27 protein-coding genes are annotated in these 24,708 nt (G+C 63.3%); 13 read left to right on the forward strand and 14 right to left on the reverse strand.

Features of this window, described 5'->3' with window-relative positions; translation table 11 throughout:
- Window positions 1-81: 81 nt before the first annotated feature.
- On the forward strand, window positions 82-1,830 hold the full coding sequence (locus FAZ95_RS28420; protein WP_137335796.1) for an FAD-dependent oxidoreductase: 1,749 nt from the start codon (window positions 82-84) through the stop codon (window positions 1,828-1,830).
- A gap of 24 nt (window positions 1,831-1,854) precedes the next feature.
- Here FAZ95_RS28420 and FAZ95_RS28425 read toward each other — a convergent pair whose 3' ends face one another.
- Both FAZ95_RS28425 and FAZ95_RS28430 read right to left on the reverse strand, forming a co-directional pair.
- Window positions 1,855-2,604, reverse strand: a complete 750-nt coding sequence (locus tag FAZ95_RS28425; RefSeq protein ID WP_137335797.1) for an SDR family NAD(P)-dependent oxidoreductase — start codon at window positions 2,602-2,604, stop codon at window positions 1,855-1,857.
- Between the two features lie 105 nt (window positions 2,605-2,709).
- Entirely contained in the window at window positions 2,710-3,825 is a 1,116-nt protein-coding gene (locus FAZ95_RS28430; protein ID WP_137335798.1) for an alkene reductase, read from the reverse strand.
- 296 nt (window positions 3,826-4,121) lie between these two features.
- On the opposite strand from FAZ95_RS28430, the gene FAZ95_RS28435 reads away from it, so the two are divergent.
- From FAZ95_RS28435 to FAZ95_RS28445, 3 genes are all read left to right on the forward strand, one after another.
- On the forward strand, window positions 4,122-5,216 hold the full coding sequence (locus FAZ95_RS28435) for an SDR family oxidoreductase (protein WP_137335799.1): 1,095 nt from the start codon (window positions 4,122-4,124) through the stop codon (window positions 5,214-5,216).
- Between the two features lie 266 nt (window positions 5,217-5,482).
- Entirely contained in the window at window positions 5,483-6,151 is a 669-nt protein-coding gene (locus FAZ95_RS28440; RefSeq protein ID WP_137335800.1) for an MlaC/ttg2D family ABC transporter substrate-binding protein, read from the forward strand.
- A 197-nt stretch (window positions 6,152-6,348) separates the two neighbouring features.
- Window positions 6,349-6,885, forward strand: coding sequence for a DUF4142 domain-containing protein (locus FAZ95_RS28445; RefSeq protein ID WP_137335801.1), 537 nt, complete (start codon window positions 6,349-6,351; stop codon window positions 6,883-6,885).
- Between the two features lie 115 nt (window positions 6,886-7,000).
- Here the strand turns inward: FAZ95_RS28445 and FAZ95_RS28450 are convergent, their stop codons facing one another.
- Entirely contained in the window at window positions 7,001-7,318 is a 318-nt protein-coding gene (locus tag FAZ95_RS28450; protein WP_137335802.1) for a YnfA family protein, read from the reverse strand.
- 161 nt (window positions 7,319-7,479) lie between these two features.
- Window positions 7,480-7,770 (reverse strand): hypothetical protein, encoded by a 291-nt coding sequence (locus FAZ95_RS28455; RefSeq protein WP_137335803.1) that lies wholly within the window; start codon window positions 7,768-7,770, stop codon window positions 7,480-7,482.
- A 110-nt stretch (window positions 7,771-7,880) separates the two neighbouring features.
- Between FAZ95_RS28455 and FAZ95_RS28460 the strand changes: the two genes are divergently transcribed.
- From FAZ95_RS28460 to FAZ95_RS28480, 5 genes are all read left to right on the forward strand, one after another.
- Window positions 7,881-8,846: a GlxA family transcriptional regulator gene (locus tag FAZ95_RS28460; RefSeq protein WP_137335804.1), complete on the forward strand. Its 966-nt coding sequence runs from the start codon at window positions 7,881-7,883 to the stop codon at window positions 8,844-8,846.
- Window positions 8,847-8,985: 139 nt separating this feature from the next.
- On the forward strand, window positions 8,986-9,255 hold the full coding sequence (locus FAZ95_RS28465) for a MoaD/ThiS family protein (protein ID WP_137335805.1): 270 nt from the start codon (window positions 8,986-8,988) through the stop codon (window positions 9,253-9,255).
- A gap of 38 nt (window positions 9,256-9,293) precedes the next feature.
- Window positions 9,294-10,478: a WD40/YVTN/BNR-like repeat-containing protein gene (locus FAZ95_RS28470; protein WP_137335806.1), complete on the forward strand. Its 1,185-nt coding sequence runs from the start codon at window positions 9,294-9,296 to the stop codon at window positions 10,476-10,478.
- Between the two features lie 108 nt (window positions 10,479-10,586).
- Window positions 10,587-11,432: an SPFH domain-containing protein gene (locus tag FAZ95_RS28475; RefSeq protein WP_137335807.1), complete on the forward strand. Its 846-nt coding sequence runs from the start codon at window positions 10,587-10,589 to the stop codon at window positions 11,430-11,432.
- A complete protein-coding gene (locus tag FAZ95_RS28480; RefSeq protein WP_137335808.1) occupies window positions 11,429-11,980 on the forward strand; it encodes a hypothetical protein in 552 nt (183 codons plus the stop codon). The genes FAZ95_RS28475 and FAZ95_RS28480 overlap by 4 nt, the downstream gene beginning before the upstream one ends.
- An 8-nt stretch (window positions 11,981-11,988) precedes the next feature.
- Here FAZ95_RS28480 and cydB read toward each other — a convergent pair whose 3' ends face one another.
- The 3 genes from cydB to FAZ95_RS28495 all read right to left on the reverse strand — a co-directional run bounded on the left by cydB (window position 11,989) and on the right by FAZ95_RS28495 (window position 15,769).
- On the reverse strand, window positions 11,989-12,990 hold the full coding sequence (gene cydB / locus FAZ95_RS28485) for a cytochrome d ubiquinol oxidase subunit II (RefSeq protein ID WP_137335809.1): 1,002 nt from the start codon (window positions 12,988-12,990) through the stop codon (window positions 11,989-11,991).
- A gap of 18 nt (window positions 12,991-13,008) precedes the next feature.
- Window positions 13,009-14,421, reverse strand: coding sequence for a cytochrome ubiquinol oxidase subunit I (locus FAZ95_RS28490; protein ID WP_137335810.1), 1,413 nt, complete (start codon window positions 14,419-14,421; stop codon window positions 13,009-13,011).
- Between the two features lie 124 nt (window positions 14,422-14,545).
- Window positions 14,546-15,769 carry an MFS transporter gene (locus tag FAZ95_RS28495; RefSeq protein ID WP_137335811.1) on the reverse strand — a complete coding sequence of 408 codons (1,224 nt, stop codon included), beginning with the start codon at window positions 15,767-15,769 and terminating at the stop codon, window positions 14,546-14,548.
- 233 nt (window positions 15,770-16,002) lie between these two features.
- On the opposite strand from FAZ95_RS28495, the gene FAZ95_RS28500 reads away from it, so the two are divergent.
- The 3 genes from FAZ95_RS28500 (at window position 16,003) to FAZ95_RS28510 (ending at window position 19,718) form a co-directional block, all read left to right on the forward strand.
- Window positions 16,003-17,220, forward strand: a complete 1,218-nt coding sequence (locus FAZ95_RS28500; RefSeq protein ID WP_254700322.1) for an aminotransferase-like domain-containing protein — start codon at window positions 16,003-16,005, stop codon at window positions 17,218-17,220.
- 44 nt (window positions 17,221-17,264) lie between these two features.
- Window positions 17,265-18,200, forward strand: coding sequence for a 4-hydroxy-tetrahydrodipicolinate synthase (gene dapA / locus FAZ95_RS28505; protein WP_137335812.1), 936 nt, complete (start codon window positions 17,265-17,267; stop codon window positions 18,198-18,200).
- Between the two features lie 69 nt (window positions 18,201-18,269).
- Entirely contained in the window at window positions 18,270-19,718 is a 1,449-nt protein-coding gene (locus FAZ95_RS28510) for an aminotransferase-like domain-containing protein (protein ID WP_137335813.1), read from the forward strand.
- On the opposite strand, the gene FAZ95_RS28515 is transcribed toward FAZ95_RS28510, so the two are convergent.
- From FAZ95_RS28515 to FAZ95_RS28525, 3 genes are read right to left on the reverse strand one after another with little or no spacing between them, the layout of a single operon-like run.
- Window positions 19,690-20,244, reverse strand: coding sequence for a DUF934 domain-containing protein (locus FAZ95_RS28515; RefSeq protein ID WP_175425795.1), 555 nt, complete (start codon window positions 20,242-20,244; stop codon window positions 19,690-19,692). The genes FAZ95_RS28510 and FAZ95_RS28515 overlap by 29 nt on opposite strands.
- On the reverse strand, window positions 20,231-21,892 hold the full coding sequence (locus FAZ95_RS28520) for a nitrite/sulfite reductase (RefSeq protein ID WP_137335814.1): 1,662 nt from the start codon (window positions 21,890-21,892) through the stop codon (window positions 20,231-20,233). Before FAZ95_RS28520 ends, FAZ95_RS28515 begins: the two co-directional genes overlap by 14 nt.
- An 18-nt stretch (window positions 21,893-21,910) precedes the next feature.
- Entirely contained in the window at window positions 21,911-22,114 is a 204-nt protein-coding gene (locus FAZ95_RS28525) for a DUF2970 domain-containing protein (protein ID WP_137335815.1), read from the reverse strand.
- On the opposite strand from FAZ95_RS28525, the gene FAZ95_RS40250 reads away from it, so the two are divergent.
- Window positions 22,098-22,535, forward strand: coding sequence for a hypothetical protein (locus FAZ95_RS40250; RefSeq protein ID WP_254700323.1), 438 nt, complete (start codon window positions 22,098-22,100; stop codon window positions 22,533-22,535). The genes FAZ95_RS28525 and FAZ95_RS40250 overlap by 17 nt on opposite strands.
- Before the next feature lie 7 nt (window positions 22,536-22,542).
- Here FAZ95_RS40250 and FAZ95_RS28535 read toward each other — a convergent pair whose 3' ends face one another.
- The 4 genes from FAZ95_RS28535 to FAZ95_RS28550 all read right to left on the reverse strand — a co-directional run bounded on the left by FAZ95_RS28535 (window position 22,543) and on the right by FAZ95_RS28550 (window position 24,623).
- The gene (locus FAZ95_RS28535; protein ID WP_137335816.1) at window positions 22,543-22,944 is read right to left on the reverse strand and encodes a hypothetical protein; all 402 of its coding nucleotides are present in this window, start codon (window positions 22,942-22,944) and stop codon (window positions 22,543-22,545) included.
- Window positions 22,945-23,014: 70 nt separating this feature from the next.
- Complete coding sequence (locus tag FAZ95_RS28540; RefSeq protein WP_137335817.1) at window positions 23,015-23,494, reverse strand: glycine zipper family protein; 480 nt, start codon at window positions 23,492-23,494, stop codon at window positions 23,015-23,017.
- Window positions 23,495-23,572: 78 nt separating this feature from the next.
- Window positions 23,573-23,899, reverse strand: coding sequence for an HdeA family protein (locus FAZ95_RS28545; RefSeq protein WP_137335818.1), 327 nt, complete (start codon window positions 23,897-23,899; stop codon window positions 23,573-23,575).
- A gap of 37 nt (window positions 23,900-23,936) precedes the next feature.
- Entirely contained in the window at window positions 23,937-24,623 is a 687-nt protein-coding gene (locus FAZ95_RS28550) for a DUF3313 domain-containing protein (protein WP_175425796.1), read from the reverse strand.
- Between the last annotated feature and the right edge of the window lie 85 nt (window positions 24,624-24,708).

A 24,708-nucleotide genomic window follows, 5' to 3' on the forward strand; every position in this document is an offset into this window, starting at 1 on the left:
GACGGGCGTCAAATGCCGCGATGACGTCTGCCGCAATCGCGACCCGGTCCCGTGTTCAGGCATGCGGCGAAGAGACTTGCGATGAAAGACGACGCGACTTCCCATGGTGATGTGCCTCAGCGCCAACCCGATGCCGGGACAGAAGGCACCGATGACTTCGCATTTGAGGAACAGACGCCTCGTAGCAATCCGCGCTACGACCAGATGTTTCCGGTGCTGACCGAATCGGAAATCGAGCGTGTGATTCGATTCGGCGCGTCGTGCCGCTACGCTGCCGGCGAAATGCTCTACCGGGCTGGCGGCGCAAGCCCCGGCATGTTCGTGCTGCTGTCGGGGATGATCCGCTACGTCCGCCGGGATGGACTGGGCCATCGCGGATTGCTTCGCGCCAGGGTGTCACGGGGCGAGTTCACGTCCGACATCGGCATGCTCTCGGGTAAGCCCGGGCTGGTCGATGCGGAAGTCACGGAACATGTCGAGGCAGTGGTGATTCCGCCCGACCGGTTACGCGCGTTGATGATTGCCGAAGCCGAGCTTGGCGAAAGGATCATGCGCGCGCTGATCTTAAGGCGCGTCGCAGCCATCGAGCGCGGACAAGGGGCGGTGCTCGTCGGCGCGCCCGACGACGCGCAGCTGCTCGCGCTCCAGAATTTCCTGCGTCGAAACGGCCAACCGCACATGACGCTTGACGTACAAGATTCCGAGGCCATCGCGTTGCTCGAGCGCTTGACCCCCGTGCGCAGCGACATGCCGCTCGTTTTATGCCCGAACGGCACCGTGCTGCGCAATCCCGATGAGGCACAGTTGGCATCGTGCCTGGGGCTGGTTCCCGAATTCGATCCCGCACACATTTATGACGTCGCAGTGGTGGGCGCCGGGCCGGCCGGACTCGCGGCGGCCGTGTACGCGGCGTCTGAAGGCTTGTCGGTAGCCGCTTTCGATTGCCGGGCCCCCGGTGGCCAGGCGGGCGCGAGTTCGCGCATCGAAAATTACCTCGGTTTTCCGACCGGAATCTCGGGTCAGGCGCTCGCGGGGCGAGCGTTTAATCAGGCGCAGAAATTCGGCGCGCACATTGGCATTCCGATCGAAGTGACGGCCTTGCACTGCGACCGCTATCCGCTCGAAATCGAGCTGGCAAACGCTCAACGTATCGCGGCCCGTACGGTAGTGATTGCGAGCGGTGCCGAATACCGGCGTCCGGCGGTGCAAGGTTTAGCGCGCTTCGAAGGTCGCGGTGTTTATTATTGGGCGACGCCGATTGAAGCGCGGCTGTGCCGCAACGAACCGGTGCTTCTGGTCGGCGGCGGGAATTCGGCGGGACAGGCGATCGCTTTTCTCGCCCCGCAGGTTGCGCATGTGCAAGTGCTCGTTCGCGGCCCGGATCTCGAGCGCAGCATGTCACGTTATCTGATCGAGCGTATTACATCGCTGCCGAACGTGACGATCGACACAGGCGCAGCAATGACGTCGCTGGAAGGCGATGAACGACTCGAGCGTGTCCACTATCGGCGGAGCGACGGTCTGGACGCGCACCTCGCGACGCATCATCTTTTTCTTTTCATCGGCGCCGACCCGAATACGGGCTGGCTGCGAACGTGCGGTGTCTCGCTGGATTCGAAAGGATTTGTATTGACGGGCACCGACGTCGGAGCGGTGGCGGCGACGCGCACCTTGCCGCTGGAAACCAGCGTGGACGGGGTGTTCGCCATTGGCGACGTGCGATCGGGCTCCACGAAGCGTGTCGCGGCAGCCGTCGGCGAAGGCGCCGCCGTGATCGCGCAGATTCATACGTTTCTGGCGGCGCGTGCCGGTTCGGCTGCGATTCGCTAGCGGTCGTTTCGTGAGCTTGAAGATTTACACCTGTGCGAGGCCGCCGTCGACGAACAGATCGATACCTGCGACGAAGCTGCTGTCCTCGGATGCCAGGAACAAGACAGCGGCCGCGATTTCCTCGGGGCGACCGACGCGTCCCAATGGCGTCGCGGCGGCGAACCGGGCACGCAGCTTGTCCGCTTCGTCAGCGGTGGAAACCTGACTTTCGATAATCGGCGTGTCGATGGCGCCGGGGCTGACGGCATTGACGCGGATGCCGCGGTCCTTCAATTCGATCGTCCAGGTGCGAGCGAGTGAGCGAACGGCTGCTTTTGCCGCGCTGTAGGTGTCGTGGGCGGGTAAGCCTTTGACTCCCGCGATGGAACTGGTCAGGACGATGCTGCTGCCAGCGGACATCAGCGGCAACGCCTTCTGCACGGTGAAGATGAGCCCACGCACGTTGACGTTGAAGGTTGCGTCGTAATGTTCGGGCGAGATCTCGTCGATCGTCCGGTGTTCGATCGAACCTGAATTGGCGAACAGCACGTCGATGTTGCCGCGCGCCTGCCTGACGATGGAGAACAAGCGATCAAGGTCGTCGAGCTGGGTCACGTCGGCCTGCACGGCCGTTACATTGCGGCCGATCTGTTGCACCGCCTTGTCGAGTTCCGATTGCCGCCTGCCGACGATAAACACATAAGCGCCCTCGTCGACAAACCGTTGCGCGGTGGCAAGGCCGATGCCGCTGCTGCCGCCCGTAATGACGGCTGTCTTGTTCGTGAGTCGATCCATGACGTTCTCCAGCGAGTGTTTGGGAATGAGATGTGTGTGATGTGAAAGGGCAGTCGGCCAAAACGGTGCTCGAGCCCGTTTTGGCCGGCGCTTTTCGAAGCGCGGTTATGCAGCAACGTCCTCGGAATGAAAGGCGTAGTCCGTATAGCCGCGTGCATCGCCGCCGTAGAACGTCGAGCGGTCATAGCGAGTGAGCGGCTTGCCGGTGCGCAGACGGTCGGGCAGGTCGGGGTTCGAAATGAACATGCGCCCAAACGCGACGAGGTCCGCATGGCCGTCGACGACGATCTGTTCGGCGCTATCCCCCGTAAATCCACCCGCGGCGATAATCGTGCCTCGGTAAATGCGGCGCATGTCCTTGGACGTCACGTCCGATGCGCTCGTCTCCTGCTCGACGATGCCGCGAATGCGTGGCTCGATCACATGCAGATACGCAAGGTCGTAGCCGTTCAGACGCTCGGCCACATAACCAAACGTGGCATGCGGATCGCTGTCGGACATCGTGCCGTAGGTGCCGCTGGGCGACAGGCGAACGGCGACACGACCACGGCCCCACACCGAGACGACGGCATCGAGCGTTTCGAACAAGAAGCGCGCACGGTTTTCGATCGGACCGCCATACGCGTCAGTGCGGTGGTTCGTGCCATCCAGCAGGAACTGCTCGAAGAGATATCCGTTTGCGCCGTGCAGCTCGATACCGTCGAAGCCTGCTTCCTTCGCAAGCACGGCACCGTGGCGGAATTGCTCGACGATGCCGGCAATTTCGTTCAGCTCGAGCGCGCGCGGCACGACCAGTTCGGCTTCGGTGATGTTGCCGTCTTCGTCGCGAATGGCGGCGTGCTCGAGCGAGCGCAGCGCGGAAGGGGCCACAGGCGTGACGCCGCCGGTGTTGGCCGGATGCGCCTGGCGTCCGGCGTGCCACATTTGCAGGAAGATACGCGCGCCCTTCGCGTGGACGGCGTCGATCACGCGTTTCCAGCCTTTCACCTGCGCTTTTGTGTAGATGCCCGGCGCGTCGACATACGCGATGCCAAGCGGCGAGACGGCGGTTGCATCGGTAATCAGCAGGCCGCCTTCGGACGCGCGCTGCGCATAGTAGTCGACCATCAGGTCGCCGGGGACATTGCCTTCCTCGGTGCGCATCCGCGTGAGCGGGGCGAGCACGACACGGTGATCGAGTGCGAAAGGTCCGACATGTATACGGCTGAAGAGCTTGTTCATTCGTTCATCCCTCTGGTGGGCGTTGAAGATGAGCGAATCATGGCCACCCTGGCGGCCGCGCAAAAGAGGGCTGCCGGCGATAACTGTCATTCCGTGCCGGCATACCGTGAAGCGCGACCCGACCCATTACTCAATGGAATAACCGGAATTCCGTGCTGTCTACTACTGCCATCTCTTTGCGGAAACTACATTTCGCTCAACCGGCTGGGACGCCGGAACGTCGCTCGAATACATCGCACGATACGCGGCGCGAAAGCTTCGAGCGGGTACATAAACGACCGAATTGGAGAAATGGAATGAGCAAGAGCAGCAAGGTTCTGGTAGTGGGTGCGAGCGGACTCATTGGAGTCGCCGCTATCGAAGGCTTTCTCTCGGCAGGCTGGGATGTCGTCGGAATTTCCAGGCGCAAGCCGGCGTTGCCGAGCGGCCGCGACTTCGAATTCATCCCGGTGGACTTGCGCGACGAGAAGGCTGCCCGTGAAGCACTGTCTGCGCTCGAAGGCATCACGCATGTTGCGTATGCGGCGATCTACGAAAACGCGGACGATCTGGTGAGCGGCTGGTCGAACGCCGAGCAGATCGAAATCAACAATGCGATGCTGCGCAACGTCATCGAGCCGCTCGTTTCAGGGAAGTCGACGCTCAAGCACGTATCCATCCTGCAGGGGACGAAGGCATATGGCGTCCACCTTCACCCTATCGCTATCCCTGCGCGCGAGAGCGATCCCCGCGACAATCACGCGAACTTTTTCTTCGACCAACAGGATTACATCCGCGACGCGGGTGAAAAGCACGGCTTCACCTACACCGTGCTGCGCCCGCAACTCGTTACCGGCAAGACCGCCGGCGCGCTCAATGTGCTGCCGGCCATTGGCGTCTACGCAGCGATCCGCCGCGAAAAGGGCGAAGCATTCGGCTTTCCGGGCGGCCCGTCGTTCGTGTGGGAAATGGCCGACGCCGATCTCGTCGGCCAGGTGATGGTTTGGGCGGCGCAATCTCCGCAAGCGGCGAACGAGATCTTCAACGTCACCAACGGCGACGTCTTCGAATGGCGGAGCGTGTGGCCGGCGATGGCGAAGACGCTGGGCGTGAACGTCGGCGCCGATGAGCCTTTCAGCATCGCGCAGTACATTCGCGACAACGCCGGCGTATGGGCGAAGATCGTCGACAAGTACGGTCTTGCGAGTGGCGATCTTCATGCGTTCGTCGGACAGGGCGATCAGCATGCGGACTTTGCGTTTGCATACGGCGCGCCGGCGGGCCCGGTGGCTTTCGTCAGCACCGTCAAGCTTCGCAAAGCGGGATTCAATGCGGCCGTCGACACCCGGGATGCCTTTTGTGACGCGCTCCAGTCTTTCATCGACCGGAAGCTCCTGCCGCCCGCGCTGTGACCGGCCGAGGCGGATAGATCGGCGCGTTGAATCGCCGGCGCGGCGAGGCTCGGGCGAAGCGGCCTCGAGACTCGCCGCGCGCCTCGTGAAATCGGCGAAGCGCGTCACGCTCGGTCACGAGCGGGTCCATGACCGCCTCGACGTCGACGTCCGCGAGCAAAAGCGCGCGTCAAAGACGATAATAGGGGCCGCGTCGATAGCTTGACTGAACCGTGCCGTCACCGCTCCGGCGGTCCGCTGATCCCTTCTCGGAATCGAGGTTTGCGATGAAGCACTTCTGCCGAAGCACCGTTGTCCGTTCCGCGTTCATCGTGTCGCTGACCCTTGCGGCCGGCATCGGGTCGCTGTGCGCGCCCGAGCCCGCATGGTCCGCTCAAATCAACGACCAGACCGACCCGCAGACACTGATCCAGACCGTGACGCAGCAAATCATGGAGGAGGTGCGCCAGCAGGCCCTCACGCCGGACGACATCCCGCGCATCATGAGTATCGTGAACCGGGACATCCTTCCGTACGTCGACTTTCGCCGCACCACGCAGTACGCGATGGGCCGCTTCTGGCGCTCATCGACACCCCAGCAACAGGACCAGGTGGTCGAGCAGTTCAAGCAGTTGCTGATTCACACGTATTCCGGCGCGCTCGCGCTAGTCAATACCGATCAGAAATTCGAGTACCCGCCTTCGCCCAACGACTCGAGCGCCACCGACGCCGTGGTGCGGACGATCGCGCCGGGCAAGAACGGCCAAATTCAGATCGACTACCGGCTGTACAAATCGCCGCAAGGCTGGCGCGTCTATGACATCAACGTGCTCGGCGCATGGCTGATCCAGACCTACCGGACGCAATTCAACGGGCAGATCCAGCAAAGCGGCGTCGACGGGCTGATCCAGTTTCTCACCGACCGCAACAAGCAACTCGCGTCAGGCGGTCAGTGATCGCGCTAAGCGCACCGCGCGCTTAACAGATCGTTACAGAATCGACGTCATCGTTTCACCTGTCCGGCAGACGAGTTCCTAGAATTCCTCAGACTGTTGAGCGGCACCCCCTACCGCGGAAAACAGTCTCGTGCCACGCCACCTTGCCTGCGGCCGGGGTGGCGTAATCGATACCAACCATGCACAAAGGAATTCAGATGACTCGCCTCTCGATTAGCTCGTTCATTGCCACGTCGGTCGTCAGCCTCTGCGCCCTTGCGCCGAGTGCCCATGCCCAAACTCCTGCGCCGACAGAACTGCATGCCGCCGACAAAACCTTCATTGCCAACGGTACGCAGAGCGTTGCGACCCAGCGAGATGCCGCCCGCCTTGCCGACTCGCGTTCCAGCGACCGCGAGGTGAAGGCTTTCGCGGAGAAGCTGGTGGCCGACTATACGAACCTCTCGAACTCGATGCGCGCGGCCAGTCCGCGTGGCGTGGACGTGCCGCGCGATGACCCGGAAACGGCCGTGCTCGACAGCATCAAGGATTTGCGCGGCGCCGATTTCGACAAGACGTACATCGAGCAGGTCGCGCTGAGCGGCCAGCAGAAGACGCTCTCGGCTTTTCAGGCCGAGATCGCTGCCGGCCGCGATGAAGGGCTGAAGAAGGCCGCACGGGAAGGCTTGCCGGTGATTCAGGCCGATTACGCGAAGGCGGTGGAGCTTGCAAAGCGCAAGCATCTCGCCGGCTGATCGAGCCGCGCCATTGCGTCAAGACTGTGCCGATCAATCGGCAAGGACGCAAACGTAATGGCAATACGAAGCTTGGCCGGACTCGGGGCCCATGACGGCTCCGAGACTGAAAAAGTCAGCGTGGCTGAAAGGCGATGATCGCCATTCCTGCGAGCGCAAACGCGACCCCCGCGCAGTCCCATCCGCTGGGGCGGATGCCGTCGACAAGCCATAGCCAAACCAGCGCTACGCCGATATAGACGCCGCCGTAAGCCGCGTAGACCCGCCCCGCAGCGGCTGGGTGTAACGTCAGCAGCCAGGCAAAAATAGCAAGGGAGATTCCTGCTGGGATCAGCAGCAACGCACTCCGGCCCTCCTTGAGCCAAAGATACGGCAGATAGCAGCCGACGATCTCAGCTATCGCTGTCGCGACATAAAGAAGGAACGTCTTCATTCTCGTGGTTGAGTAAAAGGGTGTCATGCTAACCGAGAATCGCCGACGTTCTGCAGCGCGCCGAATGTGCGTCCGGGCGCGGCGCCTCGCTTAACGCGGCGAAGCGCCGGCGCCCAGGACTTACGCGTTCGAATTCAGCTTGACGCTAATCGCGCATGAACTCACTTGTTCTGGATGAGCCGGCCAAGTGGAACAAGCGGGCCGACCGGCATCAGTTCGTAGGTCATGAGACCGTCAGCCACCAGCGGCAGCGCATCCAGCGTCGCCTTGGCTTGTTCGACCGATTCGACGTTCATCAGAAAGATCGGGCCGGCCTTCTCACGAAACCAGAACTGCTCGACCTTCCCGTCGAGATAGAGCTGGAGCGTGGCTGGGACCTCGTGTGGCAAGTGCTGCTGGAGCTTGTCGGGAGTGAGGGTCGATTGCGCGGATGCGATGGCAAACACTTTCATGAGAGACCTCCTTGGTCAGTCTTCGTTGCGATGGGCAACGGGGATCACTGTAGCCATCGAACGGAAAAATCTGTATCGTCGTTAATGACAACTTTGAGGTCATTTACGCCATGCGCATTGCCATCCTCGCCCTCGAGGGACTGTTCGATACGGGCCTCACCGTCTTGCTCGACGCATTCGCGCTCGCCAATCAATTCTCGGCCGCACAAATGGGCGGAACACCCCATTTCGATGTGTCGATCGTAGGCGTGCGCAAGAAGGTCCGATCCGCACACGGGCTGGCGATTCCCGTGCAAGCCATCACCGCAGGCTCGAGGCCGGACTGGGTGGTCGTTCCGGCACTGAGCACCGGGACGCCGGAGCGGTTGGTCCCGTCGCTCGGACGACCGGATGTGAGGCAGGCCAAGGCGCAACTTCTGAACTGGCACGCCGAAGGCGCGCTGATCGCCGCGTCCTGTATCGGGACGTTCCTGGTGGCGGAAACGGGACTTCTCGACCATCGCCAAGCGACGACAACCTGGTGGCTCGGCCCGTTGTTTCGGCAGCGCTACCCCAAGGTTTTGCTCGACGAGTCTCGCATGCTGGTGCCGTCGGACGTGGGGGTGACGGCCGGCGCCGCGATGGGGCATCTCGATCTCGCCCTCTGGCTGATACGCCGAGCCAGCCCGAAGCTGGCAGCGCTCGTCTCGCGCTACTTGCTCGCCGACATACGCTCCTCGCAAGCGCCCTACATCATCCCCAACCATCTGGCTCAGGCCGATCCGCTCATTCAGCGCTTCGAACTGTGGGCGCGAGACCATCTCAAGGAGGGGTTCTCGCTGCAGGAGGCGGCCAAGGCGCTGGCGACGAGCGCGCGCACGCTGCAGCGGCGTTGCCAGGACGTGCTTGGCAAATCGCCGCTTTCTTACTTTCAGGACCTGCGTATCGAGCATGCGCAGTCTCTTCTGCACGGCAGCGGCCTTGGCGTGGACGCCATCGCAGCCGAGGTGGGTTACGCCGACGGAGCGACGTTGAGAACGCTCTTGCGCCAACGGCTCGGAAGAGGCGTACGCGATCTTCGTGACGATCTGCGCTGATGGCGTGTCCGGTCAGCCGTAATTAGCGAGCCGGGCCATGCCGGCAATCGCCCGGTGTTTGCCGATACCCCGAAGCGCGCGGCGGATCGCCTAAACTACAGAACCAACGAATACGACGGATACCACGCAGCGACCTGCCATGGCGCACATCTTCTTCGCGGCTTCGATTCAGCGGCATATCGCAACGCCCGAGCGTGAGGTCGGCGCGCGCACGCTCGGCGACGCGCTGGAAACCGTCTTTGCCGAGCAACCCCGGCTGCGCGGTTACATCCTCGACGATCAGGGTGCGCTGCGGCGGCATCTCGCCGTGTTCGTCGACGGCCGGCCGGTGCGCGACCGGCAACATTTGTCCGATGCGCTCGACGAGGGCAGCCGGGTTTACGTGGTACAGGCGCTGTCGGGCGGATAAGCGAGGCCACACACTCGAGGAGAGAGGAGACACTCGACATGAGCGATCGATTGCTTGTCGCAACCCGCAAGGGACTGTTCGTTCTGCAAGCCGATGGCAAGGGCGGTTGGACGCTCGGGGAGCCGTATTTCGTCGGCGAGCCGGTGAGCATGGTGCTCGCCGATCCGCGCGACGGGACGCTCTATGCCGCGCTCAATCTCGGCCACTTCGGCGTGAAGCTGCATCGGCGGCGCGCGGGGAAGGCGGATTGGGAAGAGTGCGCGGTCCCGGTCTACCCGCCGCAGCCGGCCGACGAGACGCGTCCGGGTGACGGCACGAATGCGAACCCGGACGCGAGCACGCAGGCGAGCGAAGACACCGGCCCCGACAATGCGAACGCCGCCCCGCCTAGCCCGCCGAACCCTCCCTGGACGCTTCAACAAATCTGGTCGCTCGAAACCGGCGGTCCGGACGAGCCCGGTGTCTTGTGGGCCGGCACGATTCCCGGCGGGCTGTTCCATTCCGGCGACGGCGGCGACACCTGGGTGCTCAACCGCGCGCTGTGGGATCGCCCGGAGCGCCGCGAATGGTTCGGAGGCGGCTATGACGCGCCGGGCATCCATTCCGTGATGGTCGATCCGCGCGACAGCCGGCACGTATCCGTCGGCATCTCATGCGGCGGCGTCTGGCAATCCGACGACGCCGGCGCGACCTGGCGCGTGACGGCCGATGGCATGGAGGCGGACTATATGCCGCCGGAGCGGCGCGGCGAGCCCAATACGCAAGACCCGCACCGCGTCGTGCAATGCGCGGCGAACCCGGATGTGCTGTGGACCCAGCATCACTGCGCGATCTTCCGCTCGACCGACGGCGCGGCGCACTGGCAGCGGATCGAAGCGCAGCCGTCGAGCTTCGGCTTCGCGGTGGCCGTGCATCCGCGCGAGCCGGATACCGCGTGGTTCGTGCCCGCCGTCAAAGATGAGCGCCGGATCCCGGTGGACGGCCAGTTCGTCGTCACGCGCACCCGCGACGGCGGCCGCACGTTCGAGCGTTTCTCGAACGGATTGCCGCCTGCGCCGGCGTATGACCTCGTGTATCGGCACGGGCTCGCTGTCGACGACTCCGGCACACGCCTCGCGATGGGCTCGACCACCGGCGGGCTATGGACGTCCGATGACAGCGGCGAAAGCTGGCATTTGATTTCAGCGCATTTGCCGCCGGTGTATTGCGTCCGGTTTGGATGAAAGTACGCCACCGCTCGTAATGAAACAGTTCGCAGTTGCATGGCGTTTCGAGAAGAGGTGAGATTTCCCCCGTAGTTAAACCACTGGAATAAAGTGAGGGACCGAACTATGGCGATCGCAAGGCAAGTCATCACGTCGATCAGACCCGACGGCACCGATATGCTGGGCACCAAACGCCTGGCGATCAAAATCGCAGACGAGAGCATTGTTTCCGGCTCGCTCTTGACCGTCGAGACCAACCAATTTTGCGTGCTCAAATCGCGCGGCGCCGTGCTCAACGTCTACGAGACAGGGCAGTACGCGCTCGCGACGCCCGACAAGCCGCTGCTCGGCTCCATTACTCAAGGTTTCTTCGGGGGCTCGTCGCCTTGGGTCTTCGAGGTGATCTACATCAACCGGACCAAGCTGCTCATCCGCAACCAGGGCATTGCCACGAGTTCGGAGATGGCGGAAATGGCTTACCAGGTCGATTACTACATTCACATCGATTCGAAGGAATCGGCGCTCGATCTGATTGCCCATCTTCCGTTCAACGGCCCAGTGATCGATACGGACGAGGTGGCCGCCTATGCGGGCCCGGCCATCGAGCAGGCGATCAACCAGATCGTCCAGGTCACGAAGATGGAGAGCATCAACGAGCACATCTCCGAAATCCGCGACTCGGTCAAGATGCATCTTTCGGACTTCTTAAAGACGTTCGGCATCATGCTGCACGATCTCAAGGTCCTGATCTTGCCGAAGGACGAACGGATGCGCGAGTTGATCTCGCTGCAGGCCATCGGCCTCTCGCCCTTGGAGGCCGTGCGCTACTACCTGGCGTTGAAGATGGCCGAGAAGGGCCTGGTGTCGGCGCCCAATGCGGCGGCGGGCGTGCCCTTCCAGATCGGCACCCCGGCCACGGGGATTTTTTCCGTAGCGCCCGAAACGGGGCTTTCCGGGAACGCTCAATCATGAGCGCACAGTTCTACGACGAAGGCGTGCTCCGGCAGACGGCGATCAACCTCTTTTACGGCTGGGGCTACAACTTCTACCGTACCGAGAATCAGCTGCGCGCGGACGATCAGCTCGTGCGCAGCAAAGCGGCGTGGCTGATCGGCATGGCGCGCTCGAGCGTGGAGCGTGCGGAGGCGGACTACCGGCGCGAGTTCATTCCCGCGCCTTCTCGCGAGAAGCCGTTTCCGGACCCGTCGGTCTTGGCGGCGGCCCAGAATCTCGAGCGCTTGGCGGGCCGCATCGGCATGGTCGGCGGCCGGCTGCAATCGCAGCCGGTGCCGGAGAACGACCGCATGACGCAGCGCTACCGGCAGGAAGCGGAGACGCTCAAGGCTTTGATTCGCTGCGATGAGCGGCTCGTCGGTCAGTGCTCGCTGCTGCACGCGATGCTCGATACCCGCGGCGGGGTATGGATGCTCGAGCATTCGATGGAGCTCGAAGAAGGGTTGACGGCGATTCAGGAAACGCTGCGCAAACGCGAGGCGGTGTTGCTCGATCGCATGGCGTAGCCGCGCCGTCAGTGGTAATGCAATTCGGCGTGATCCGTTTTGCCCCGGAATACGCGATATCCGAGCGCGGTGTAAGCGAGGATGACCGGCACGACGATGGCTGCGCCGATCAGCGTGAACGTCTGGCTGGAACGCGGCGCGGCAGCCTGCCAGATATTCACGCCCGGCAGGATCGCGAACGGGTACACGGTGGCGAGCAGGCCGATGTACCCGGCCAGCACGAAGCCGAGCGCGAATACGAACGGGCGCGTACGGCGACGCTGACGCACGGCGTAGAACATGCCGCACGCACACAAGGCGACGACAGCAGGCGCCAGAAGCCCCGGCAGCATGACGGCCGGCTCGGACCAGCGCGCCTTGAACATCGGCGCGAGTTGCGGCGTCCACAACGTGACGCCGAGGATCGTCGCCACCTGCAACACGGTGAGGGGTGTGGCGAGGCGGTACAGGCGGCGTCGCAGATCGCCGTCCGTCTTCGCGATCAGCCAGCAGCAGCCGAGCAGCGCGTAGGTGATGACCAGTGCCAGGCCCGTGAACAGGCTGAACGGCGTGAACCAGTCGAATGCCCCGCCGGCGAAATGACCGTCGACGACCGGCATCCCCGAGAGCCAGCTTCCAATGACGACGCCCTGAAAGAACGTCGCGCCAGCCGATCCGCCGATGAACGCCAGATCCCACAGGTGCCGCGTGCGCCGCGCCTTGCCGCGCAGCTCGAACGACACGCCGCGGAAAATCAGGCAGATCGCCATGAGCAGCAGCGGTAAGTAAAGCGCCGAGAGCACGACGGAGTACACCATCGGGAAAACCGCGTAAAGCGAGGCGCCGCCGAGCACCATCCAGGTCTCGTTCCCATCCCAAACAGGCGCGACGGAACTCATCAAACGGCTTCGTTCATCGTCGTCGGGGAACAAGGGAAACAGGATGCCGATGCCGAGGTCGAAGCCGTCGAGCACGACGTACATGGCCAGACCGAAGGCGATGATCGCAGCCCAAACGATTGTGATGTCCATATTCAGGTTCCGATTTCGTTAGTGGACCCGGAGGCGATCGAGCAAGTCGGCCACGACGCGCTGCTCCGGGTTGTGGGATGTCGCCGCTTCCACAAGCGCGGGCCTGCCGCTGTCGTCCTCGGCGATCACCGCGGGTCCGGTCATTGCGAGCCGCAGCAGGTAGTAGATGCCGGTGCCGAAGACGAGCGCATACACCACCACGAACGCGAGTAGCGTGATGCCCACCTCTTGCGCCGTGATTGGCGACAGGGCATTCGACGTGCGCATGACGCCATAGACGACCCACGGCTGCCGGCCGACCTCGGTGGTGATCCAGCCCGCCAGCAGACTGATGAAGCCGGTCGGCCCCATGAGCAAGGCGAAACGGTGATACGGCTTGCAGTCGTACAGTCGTCCGCGCCGTTTCAGTACGAAGCCGGTGATCGCCAGGATCGCCATCAGGAAGCCCAGCCCGGCCATGATGCGGAACGTCCAGAAAATGATGGTCGAGTCCGGGCGGTCCTCCTTCGGAAATTCCTTCAGCCCCTTGATCTCGCCGTCCCATGTGTGCGTCAGGATCACGCTGCCGAGGTGCGGAACCGACACGCGATAGCGGGTCGTCTCGGCGTTCATATCCGGGATGCCGAACAGGTTGAGCGCGGTGCCGCCATGCTCGGTCTCCCAGATGCCTTCAATTGCTGCGATCTTCGCGGGCTGGTACTGGCGCGTGTTCAGGCCATGCGCGTCGCCGGCGAGAATCTGCAGCGGCGCGATGATGACGAGCAGCCCGAGCGCCATGGAGAACATCGTGCGCACCGCGGGGTCGCGACGGCCCCGCAGCAGGTGCCAGGCGCCGGTTGCAGCGACGACGAGCGCCGCGACGATGAATGCGGCGAACGCCATGTGCACGAAGCGATACGGGAATGACGGATTGAAAACGATCTTGAACCAGTCGACCGGAACGACACGGCCGTCGACGATCTTGAAACCCTGCGGCGTCTGCATCCAGCTATTCGACGCGAGAATCCAGAACATGGAAATGTTCGTGCCGACGGCAACGAGCGCAGTCGCGATGAAGTGAGGCACGCGGCCGACCCGCTTCCAGCCGAACAGCATGATGCCGAGGAAGCCCGCCTCGAGGAAAAACGCCGTCATGACCTCATAGTCCAGCAGCGGACCCGTGACGCTGCCGGCGAAGCTGGAGAAGCCGCCCCAGTTCGTACCGAACTCGTAGCTCATGACGACGCCGGAGACGACACCCATGCCGAATGCGACGGCGAAAATTTTCGACCAGAACAGGCACAGCTCGCGATAGACCTGCCGTCCTGTCTTGAGCCACAGACCTTCCAGCGCGGCGACGAAGCTCGACAGGCCGATGCTGAGTGCGGGAAAGATGATGTGAAACGATACGGTGAACGCGAACTGAATTCGCGCGAGGTGTACTGCATCCATCTGGGCCACCTTTGATTTCGGATTGGAATCGGTGGCCCATTCTCGATGGGGCTGCCGCTGACGCACAGCAGCACATCAGTCGCAAAGTCGGGTAGCAGCACCCGAATGGATGCGGCATAGCGACTCAGGTGCGGCGCAACATCGCACCCCGTCCTTCCTTGCGGAACACGCGTAGGGCGAACAGCGCGAGCGCGACTTCGACGATTGCGAAAACACCGAACGCGAGCGTGAAGCCGTGCCACTCGAGCGCGCCGAAAACGAGACTGCCGACGCCCGCGCCGATGAACAATGAAAAGACGTTGACGCCCATCGCTTGTCCCGGGCGCTTGCCGCCGAACGATGTGACGATGCCGGCAAAGAGCGGCTGGGTCATGTCATAGCCGAGAGACAGCGCGATGGCCAGCAACGGCACGGCAACCAACGGCATTCGCAGCAGCAGCGCCGCGACGGCGGTCGACCCGATCGCAAGACCGACCGGGATCAACGCCGCTCGCCCGTATTTGTCCGCTGCGCGTCCGATCAACGGACCCAACACCGTCCCCGGAATGCCGTAGCCGAGCAGCGCAGAGCCGATCGCCACAGGGCCGACATGGTATTGCTGTGCGATGAAAACGCCGAGCCACGCGAAGACGCCTGAGTGGAACATCGAATTCAGGAACACGTATGCGTAGGTGCGTCGCGCGCGGCTGTCGGCGAGCAGATCCAGGTAGCCCTGCAGGACGCCGCGCGACGAAGCACCTGTCGGTTGCACCGCGGAAGCAAGGTGTCGCCTGTAGCGTCCCAGCATCAACAAGGGGATCAGGCCACTTGTACCGACCGCCATGAACAGTCCTCGCCAGCCGGTGAGCGGGATGAGCATCGCACCTAGCGGCGAGCCAAGCGCCATGCCTCCGGCCATCGCGCCGAACAGCCAGCCCAGCGCCCGGCCGCGTCGCTCATAAGGATAGAGCCGGCCGACGAGCGCAATCGAGAGCGGCACCGCGCCGCTTGCGCCGAGACCCGTGACGATGCGCCAACCGATCATGTCCTCGACCGACGTGGAAAAGGCAGTTTGGAATGCGAGCACGGAGAAGGCCGCGAGCGAGAAGAACATCACGCGGAGAATCCCGAGCCGGTCGCCGAGAACGCCATAGATCAGCGTCCCGACGCCGTACGGGATCAGATAAGCGGGTATGACGAGCGCAACCCGAGCAACGGGGGCATGCAAGTCCGACGCAAGCGTCGGGATGATGGGCGCGACCATGTAGGCCTGGAAGAAGATCAGGAACGAGACCGCCGAAAGCATTCCCAGGAGGCCGTTGCCTCGATCGTCGTCGGCTGCCGCTGAAGTTGATGCGTCATTTCTCATCGGTACAGTCTCCCTATCTCATGGATGAGCGCGTCGGACGGCGCGATGGACTCGAAACCCGAAGAGGGGATCGGCCGGACATTGTCGGAGCGGAGCGCCGGCGCATCACAGCAGCAGGCAGGGCGAAAGCATGCGTAGCAACGCTTGCTTAGGCCACGTAACACGCATCTGCTGCTGTCCCGCGGGGGGCGGGCACCCTATGCTTGGCACCGTCCTCTCAACATCGGCATATCGTGAAGATCGATCACAGCCTTGGCAGTCCTTTACGCCTGCGCCCGTCCGAGGCGACTACACGCGTCCAGTCCTCTGCGATCCGCGAACTGTTCGCGCTGCTTTCCCGGCAGGATGTGATCTCGCTCGCCGGTGGCTTTCCGTCCGCCGCGGCGATCGACATCGAAGCCTTGAAAAGCGCCATGGCGCGAACCATGAGCCAGACCATGCCCGCGGCGTTGCTGTACGGCAGCGTGCAGGGGTATGAGCCATTGCGCGAGATGATCGCCGGTCGTTGCCGCGGCTTCGGCATGCGGCTCGATGCGTCGGGGATCGTCATCACGTCGGGTTCTCAGCAGGGGATCGATTTGATCGCCCGCACCATGGTCGACCCCGGCGACGCGGTCGCAGTCGAGGCCCCGACGTACCTCGGCGCAATCCAGGCGTTCCAGGCTCGCGGCGCGAACCTGGTCTCGGTTCCGACCGATAACGAGGGTCTTCATATCGATGCCCTCGAAACCCTCTTCGAGCAGCACCGTCCGAAGCTCCTGTACCTGATCCCCAACTTCGCGAATCCGACCGGCGCCGTGCTGTCGCTTCGGCGCCGCAGGCAGGTGCTGGAGCTTGCCGCGCGGCACGGCGTGCTGATCGTCGAGGACGATGCCTACGGCGAGCTCTTCTTCCGGGATCCGCCGCCCCCCTCGCTGCTCGCGCTCGCGAATGCCGAGGAACGTCAGTGGGTTGTTCACCTGTCGAGCTTTTCGAAAGTCATCGCCCCCGGCTTGCGCCTGGCGTGGCTGGCCGCGCCGGTGGAACTGATGCGCCACGTTCACTTGGCGAAGCAGATCAGCGACACGCATTCGTCGGCGATCTCACAGATGGTCGGATATCACTTCCTGAATGCAGGCTCGATTGAGCCCGCCCTGTCGCGCGCGCGTCAGTACTACGCGAAACAGGCGAGCATCATGCGCCGCGCCGTCGAGGCGGAGCTAGGCAAGGTCCCGCTGGTCACCGTTGCAGCCAGGGGCGGCATGTTCCAATGGATCGAGCTGCCGGGTGTGAACACACAGGCGTTGCTGCCCAAGGCGATCGAAGCCGGGGTCGCGTATGTGCCGGGTGCGCCGTTTTTCGCAGACCGAGCCGGTGCCGATAGTTTGCGACTCTCGTTTGCGAGCGCCACTGCCGAGCAGATCGGCGAAGGCGTGCGACGGCTCGCCGGCGTGTTCTCCGGCGCGCGCTAACGCGGCTCCGGGCGAAGGTTCGTCATTCAGATGGAGCAGAGGTCATGAGTCGTGCGGATTTTCTTCAAGGTTCGATGGTTGCGCTGCTGACGCCCATGTCGGTGGACGAAAGCATCGATTACGACGCGTTCGATCGGCTGATCGATCTTCACGTGAACGCGGGCACGGATGCGATCGTGGTGGCGTCCACGACAGGCGAGGGGCCAACGCTCACGCTCGACGAACACGTGCACTTGTATCGGCGCGCAGTGCAGCGGGCGGAGGGAAGGTTGCCGGTGATCGCGGGCATCGGATCGCCGTCGACGCGCGTGGTGTGCGAATTGGCGCGCGAGGCGGAGCACGAGCGCGTGCAGGCGATTCTCTGCGTGACGCCGTATTTCAACCGGCCAAACGTCTTCGGTCTCGAGCATCACTTCACTTCGGTTGCCGACGCGGTCGACATACCGGTCGTCATGTACGACGTTCCGCATCGCACGGGTCTGAAAATGGCAGAGGATCTGGTCGTCAAACTGAGCGCGCATCCCAACATCGTTGGCTTGAAAGATGCGACAGGCGATCTCGAGCGTGTGACGCGCCTTGTGTCGACCGTTGCGCCTGGCTTTCGTATCGTCAGTGGCGACGACGCGACGGCCTTGGGCCTGATGGCGGCGGGTGGCGCCGGCGTGATTTCCGTCGCGGCGAACGTGGCCCCATCGGCGGTTCGAAGGATGTGCGACGCGGTTCGGCTCGGCGACGTCGAAAGGGCAGCGCAGCTGGACGAGGAGTTGAAGCCGCTGTATGAGGTTTTGTCATCGGACACCAATCCCGTGCCCGCCAAATGGGTCGCGCAGGAACTTGGCTTAATGGGCGGCGCGCTCCGGGCACCGCTTGCCATTTCTCCAACGCTCCGGCGTTCGCTCGCGGGCAGCGCTGCATTCAGTGCGGCGCGCCACCTCCTCATGAGGGACCATGCAGACCGCCGTCGATCCGAACGGCGCTAATATCGTGAAGGGCCGCGGGTGCGGCCAAACGATGCGCCCTTTCAACGGGGCAATGACTCGAACAAGACAATGAAGCGCTACGAGGTGCTCGCCACTCAGTTGGCGAATGACGTGCGGTCGGGCCGCATCCCGATCGGTTCGAAGCTGCCGTCGCTTCGGCAGATCATCGCGCAGCATGGCGTGAGCCAGTCGACCGTTTTTCGTGCCTACTATCTGCTCGAAGAATGGGGCCTCATTCGTGCCGAGGAGCGTTCCGGCTACTTTGTGACACCTGGCGCCGGCGTCAAGGAGACACCTTCTTCGACTCGGCCTGCGTCGCTGGCCGAGTCGGCCAAGGTCGATATCAGCGACTTGGTGTTCTCAGTGCTCGAAGCCGCGAAACACCCGGGGATCGTGCCGCTCGGTTCTGCCTTCCCGTCCCCGCTGCTGTTCCCATCGGCTCGGCTCTTGAAGTCGCTCGCGCAAGGCGCACGCTCACTGAGCCCGTGGAGCACGGTCTCCGACCTGCCGCCCGGCAACGACCACCTGCGAAGCCAGATTGTGCTGCGCTATGTCGGCACGGGTGTCTCGGTCCCGCCTGATGAGATCGTCGTCACCAGCGGCGCGCTCGAAGCCCTCAATCTTTGCCTGATGGCCGTCACTCGGCCCGGCGATGTCGTGGCGGTCGAGTCTCCGGGGTTTTACGCCGCGCTGCAGGCGATCGAGCGGCTCGACTTGCGCGCCGTCGAGATTCCGGTCGACCCGACGACGGGTCTCGATCTCGACGCATTGGCCGCGGCGCTCGAGAAGCATCCGGTCCGCGCCTGCTGGTTCATGACGAACTACCAGAACCCTACCGGCGTGACACTCTCTGTCGAGAAGAAGAAGGCGCTCGTCGACATGTTGGCCGAGCGCGAGATTCCGCTGATCGAGGACGACGTCTATCAGGAACTGCACTTTGGCCGCGAGCGGCCACTGTCCGCCAAGGCGTTCGATACGAAAGGCCTCGTCATGCATTGCAGTTCGTTCTCGAAGACGCTCGCGCCCGGTTACCGGATCGGCTGGGTATCGGCCGGCCGCTTCGCCGACAAGGTCCAACGGCTCAAGCTGATGACCACGCTCTCGGCCAGCATTCCGGCGCAGGCCGGGATCGCCGACTATCTTCAGCATGGTGGCTACGACAAGCACCTTCGGAAGCTGCGTACGGCGATGCGCGCCCAGTTGGCTTCCATGGAGGGGGCGCTCGCGCGTTGGCTGCCGCCGGAGGTCCGCTGGGTGACGCCGAGCGGCGGCTATTTTCTCTGGCTGCAGTTGCCGGACGCGGTGGACGCCATGGCGCTTCACGGACTTGCCATCCAGCACGGCATCAGCATCGCGCCCGGCCCGATCTTTTCCGCGACGCATTCGTTCAAGAACTGCGTGCGGCTCAATTTTGGCCATCCCTGGGAGGCCAAAATCGAAGAGGCGATCCGCGTTCTTGCGGAGATCCTCAAAGATCCGGCCGTGCGTGCTAACTCCGGCGCCGGAACAGCGGCGTAGGGTCCCCCACGGCGCCTTGGTAGCGCACGGTGATTTCGCTGAATCCTTTCAGGGCGTCGTTCAGGCTTTTGTCGGCTCGAACGGCGAACGCATTGAATCCGCAGCGCCGCATGTATTCGAGCTGGTCGCGCAGGACGTCGCCGATCGCCCGGAGCTCGCCGCGATAGCCGAACCGGGTGCGCAGGATCACCCCGATGCTCAGGCCGCGGCCATCGCGAAACGAGGGGAAGTCGACGGCAATGACCGGCGCGTCGAGCAGTTCGTGCGCCCATTCCTCGAAGTCGGCGTCAGGGGGAATCCACGCACCGGCTTCATGCAGCGCGGCGGGATCGTGCCGCATGGCGTCGAGATACACGCGCACCGGCAACACGATGCCGCGAAGGGCATGACCTCGCGCCTCGACGCGCGCGATGGCTTCGGACTCTTCGCGTATGACCGTCCACGCGTCCTCGACGATGACGGGCACCTCGCCCGAAAGCCGAATCATGCGCCTCGTGGTGGTTTCGGGAGCATCAGCCAGCGGCATAGACGTGCTCCTTGAATGCTTCGATGCCGATGCGGGCGGCCACGTCGCTGAACGGCTCGTCGATGTGACGCTCCCGGCGATAGACCTCGACAATGCGCTCGATAACGTCCGGCACCTGCTCGGCCTTAAACGCTGGGCCGATGACGCTGCCGAGCGCCGCGTCCGTGCCTTGGGCGCCGCCGATCGTCACCTGATACCATTCCGCGCCGTTTTTATCCACGCCGAGAATGCCGATATTGCCGATGTGGTGATGCCCGCACGCGTTGATGCAGCCCGAGATGTTGAGCGACAGGTCCCCGAGGTCGTGGACGAAGTCGAGATCGTCGAAGCGCTGTTGAATGGCCTGTGCGACCGGTATGGATTTGGCATTTGCAAGCGAGCAATAGTCGCCTCCCGGACACGAAATGATGTCGGTGATCAGGCCGATATTCGGCGTGGCCAGTCCCGCCTCACGCAGCATCGTCCAGACACGTTGAAGGTCGCCGATCCGCACATCCGGCAAGATCAGATTCTGCTCGTGCGCGACGCGAATCTCGCCGAAGCCGAACCACTCGGAGCAATCCGCGACGAGCTCCATCTGATCGGCAGTGACGTCGCCCGGAGGAGCCGTGATGCCTGGCTTGGTCGAAATCACCACCGACGCATACCCGGGCACTTGGTGAGCGTGCACATTGCGCCGCGCCCACCGTGCAAAGTGACGATCTCCCGCCATTTGGCGTTCGAAGCTCGCGTTGGCCGATTCGGCATCCGGCTCATACGCCGGGGGATCGAAATGCCGCTTGACCCTTTGGTACTCGGCGTCGGTCAGTGTCGCCGGTCCTGCTTTGATATGCGCCCATTCTTCATCGACCTCGCGGGCGAACCGTTCGACACCGAGCTCGCGCACGAGGATCTTGATGCGCGCCTTGTATTTGTTGTCGCGCCTGCCGTAGCGGTTATAGACACGCAGCACGGCTTCGAGATACGTCAGCATGTGCTGCCACGGCAGATCCTCTCGCAACATCGAACTGAGGATCGGTGTTCGCCCCAGTCCGCCGCCGACGAAAATGCGCAGCAGCAACTGGTCATCGGCGCCGCGATAGACATAGAGGCCCACGTCATGCATGCGCACGGCGGCTCGGTCTTTCTGCGAGGACGAGATCGCGATCTTGAACTTGCGCGGCAGGTAGGCGAACTCCGCGTTCAGCGTCGACCACTGACGCAGGATCTCGGCCAATGGACGCGGGTCGACGATCTCGTCGGCCGCGACGCCGGCGAACTGCTCGGTCGTAATGTTGCGCACGCAATTGCCCGATGTCTGGATCGCGTGCATGTTGACGGACGCCAATTCTTCGAGGATCGCCGGCGTTTCCTCGAGTTTGATCCAGTTGAACTGGATGTTCTGCCGCGTGGTGAAGTGGCCGTATCCCTTGTCGTAGTGCCGCGCGACGTGCGCAAGCTTGCGCAGCTGCGCGGCCGACAGCGTTCCGTAGGGAATGGCGACCCGCAGCATATACGCATGCCGTTGCAGATAGAGACCGTTCTGCAGGCGCAGCGGCAAAAATTCTTCCTCGGCTAGCTCGCCCGCGATCCGGCGTGCGACCTGATCGCGGAACTGCTCGACTCGCTCGAAGACCAGCCTGCGATCGATTTCGTCGTATTGGTACATGGCGCCCCGGCGAGTCGGTCAAAGGCCTTGAATCGTCGCGGTCGGATGCGCCACGAGCAGCACCACGCCGAAGATCGCTGCGCCCACGCATAGCGCGAGCAAGACGGCGACGAACGGCAGGAAACTGAAGTTGACGTTGGCGAAGTCGGCTTCGTGAGACGCGCTTTTGCGGACGCCAAAGAAGCTCCAAAGGACAATTCGAACCATGCGTAGAAAGGCCATTTCCTGCTCCTGTTTCTGTTCTGATCACGCCTTGGATCTTGCGCGGGCGCGAGCAGCAAAAACAGCAGCAGTTCGTCCGAATCTGAGGGGAGCAAGCGATTCGACGGAGGCGATCCGTCATGGGCATACTGTCAACGTCACGTTGCTGGAACTCACCACCATGAAGCTCATTTGCCTCGCAGCGGCCGGGGTCGTGCTCATCGCCGGTTGCGCTTCGACCTCGCCGCCCGCGAACAATCAGACCGCCGGGGTAGGTCGGGCCGGCACGGACACCTACATCCTGCACGGTACCGGCGGTTCGACGCCCAGTGGCTCCACGTCGAAGCCGCCGCGGCTCAGTGTCGGTGTCAGCGATCCCAATACGCAATTGATTCTGCCTTGGTTCCTCAATGACATTATCAATTTCGTCAACTATCACTAGTCGTCGCCTACGATGGCGTGCAAGTCCCGAACAGCACGAACACGTCGTCGCGATTGACGAGGGTCGCGGACATGCCGCCCGACTTCGTGTCGAGCACGAGGCTCCATCCGTAGCCGAGTTCCGTGCCTTGCATGAGCAACTGGCCTTCGCCGGCTTCCATGTACCGGATCGCGGTCGAGCGCTGCGACGACCCGACGATCGCCTTCTTCGCGAAGTTGATATGAATGAAGTCGGGTGCGCCCAGAATCCCGGGCAGCGTCCGGAAGCACACCTCGCCGATGTCGCAGAAGTGCGCGTCGATCGTCGCGCACAGGAGTGGCTTGCTGCCGTCGAAGTCCGCTCCGAGAACCCATGACGGCACCGAGCCGACCATGATGGCAAGCGCCGTGGCCCGTAAAGGCTTCAGCATGGTGTCACCTCCCCATTGTCGTGGCGCGGCTCGCGAACCCGCGCGCCGCGCAGCGCCGCTGGCGCCTTGTCTATTCGACGGTGTAGCCGCGGCCGGTCATGCACGCCGCGACGGCGCGGTTGTAGGTCGCGAGCTGGCCGGATGCTTGCTGGTGCATGCCCGTTTGCTGCATCTCCATTTGCTGCTGCTCGCGCCGCATTCGCATGCCCATGCCCATCGTGCCGACGAGCGCGCCTATGCCCGCGCCCTCGCCCCAATGGCCACCAGCCACTCCGCCGATCAGCGTGCCGAAGAGCGCGCCGCCCCCGGCCCCGCGAAAGAGGCCGCCGCGCCGCTCAGGCTGCGGCGGGCCGCTCGCCATCTGCTCGGCCAGCGCGACCGGATCGACCCCTGTGGTCTGCTGGGCCCACGCATGACATTCGGCGGTGTCGGTCTGCTGCTGCGCGGGACTTTGCCCTCGGGCCGGATAGATGATCGGCTGCTGGGCCGCTGCCGCACAGGCAAGCGCGGCGAGCGTGAGGCCGATCGACAGGCGGGCGATTCGTTGCATGGCTCTGGCTCCCATGAAAGTCATCGAGCGTCGATGCGGGGGACGCCTGCTCGGGCGCGCCGCGCCGCAGGCCCGGCTTCAGTGATGTTCGAAGAGGTTGATCCGGCCGCTCTTGTACAACTCGCGAACCTTGGTCTTGAACGCCATCTTCGGTGTCTTCTTGCACTCGTCGACGACGATCCCGATGGGCGTCGCCGTGTCGACCACCATCGTGTCGGTCTCGCGAATGCCGAGCTTGTCGACGCCGGCGACCCAGTAGACGAGGGTGGGGCGGTAAGCGTCGTCTACCGCGACGAACTCCTCGCAGGTCATCTTTGCGGGGCTCATCGGTGCGGCGGTCTGAGCGAGGGCGGGCTGCGCGACGACGAGGCCGGCGAGGATGGACGAGATTAGGCTTCGATTCATGTTGCGCTCCTTGATCACTTCGAGCACTAACGGCGTATCACGAGGCCGGCGTGCCTGACCTGAATTCGGTCAGGCGTTTGGCCGCCAGGTCCGCCCAATATTCCATCGCTTTCTCTGCGTCGCCCCATTTCCCGGCACCCACATTCTTGAGGCTCATTCCGCCGGCCTGGCCGTCCACCGCTTCGGCGAGAATCTCCCCGGTCGCGCCGTCCGTGATCTCGCCTTCGCTCTGCGCCGAACCGACGAAGGCATAGGTGTCCGTCGCGAGGCTCTGCGCCGCATTGAGCAACCGGGCCTGCGGGATGACTATCGAGATCGTACGCAATCCCGGCGTCCCGCTCGTAACGTTAGTCAGGGCGGCGCGGATGACCAGAACGTGTGGGCCCTGAAGGTCGACGATCGGCAGCACAGTCGATAGGTGCGTCTTCAACGTGTTGTAGTAGTAGCTCGTCAATATCTGCTGCTCCTTCGGGTCGATCTTTGACGTGGGATCGTTGATGAACACCACCGGCTCGAGGAAGATTCCCGTGTAGGAGCTCCAATTGGCATTCGGGTTGACGTAGCGAAGCCGCGTCTGGCCTTTCTCGCCCGGTTTCAGCAGGGAATAATTGGTCAGGAACCCTGATTTCGATGCCTTCTCGACATCGGAAAGCGATTGCTGGGTTGTGACAGCGCAGGCGACCAATGCGATCGTCGCCAGCAGAGGACATATGCGCTTCAACATCGCTTCACCCTCCGTTCTGCCCGCCCGCGCGGGCGACATATAGCGGTTTGCCAATCCGCATCCACCTTGGTGCAGGGCAGTAGCC

It is taken from the genome of Trinickia violacea (assembly GCF_005280735.1).
Classification (GTDB): domain Bacteria; phylum Pseudomonadota; class Gammaproteobacteria; order Burkholderiales; family Burkholderiaceae; genus Trinickia_A; species Trinickia_A violacea.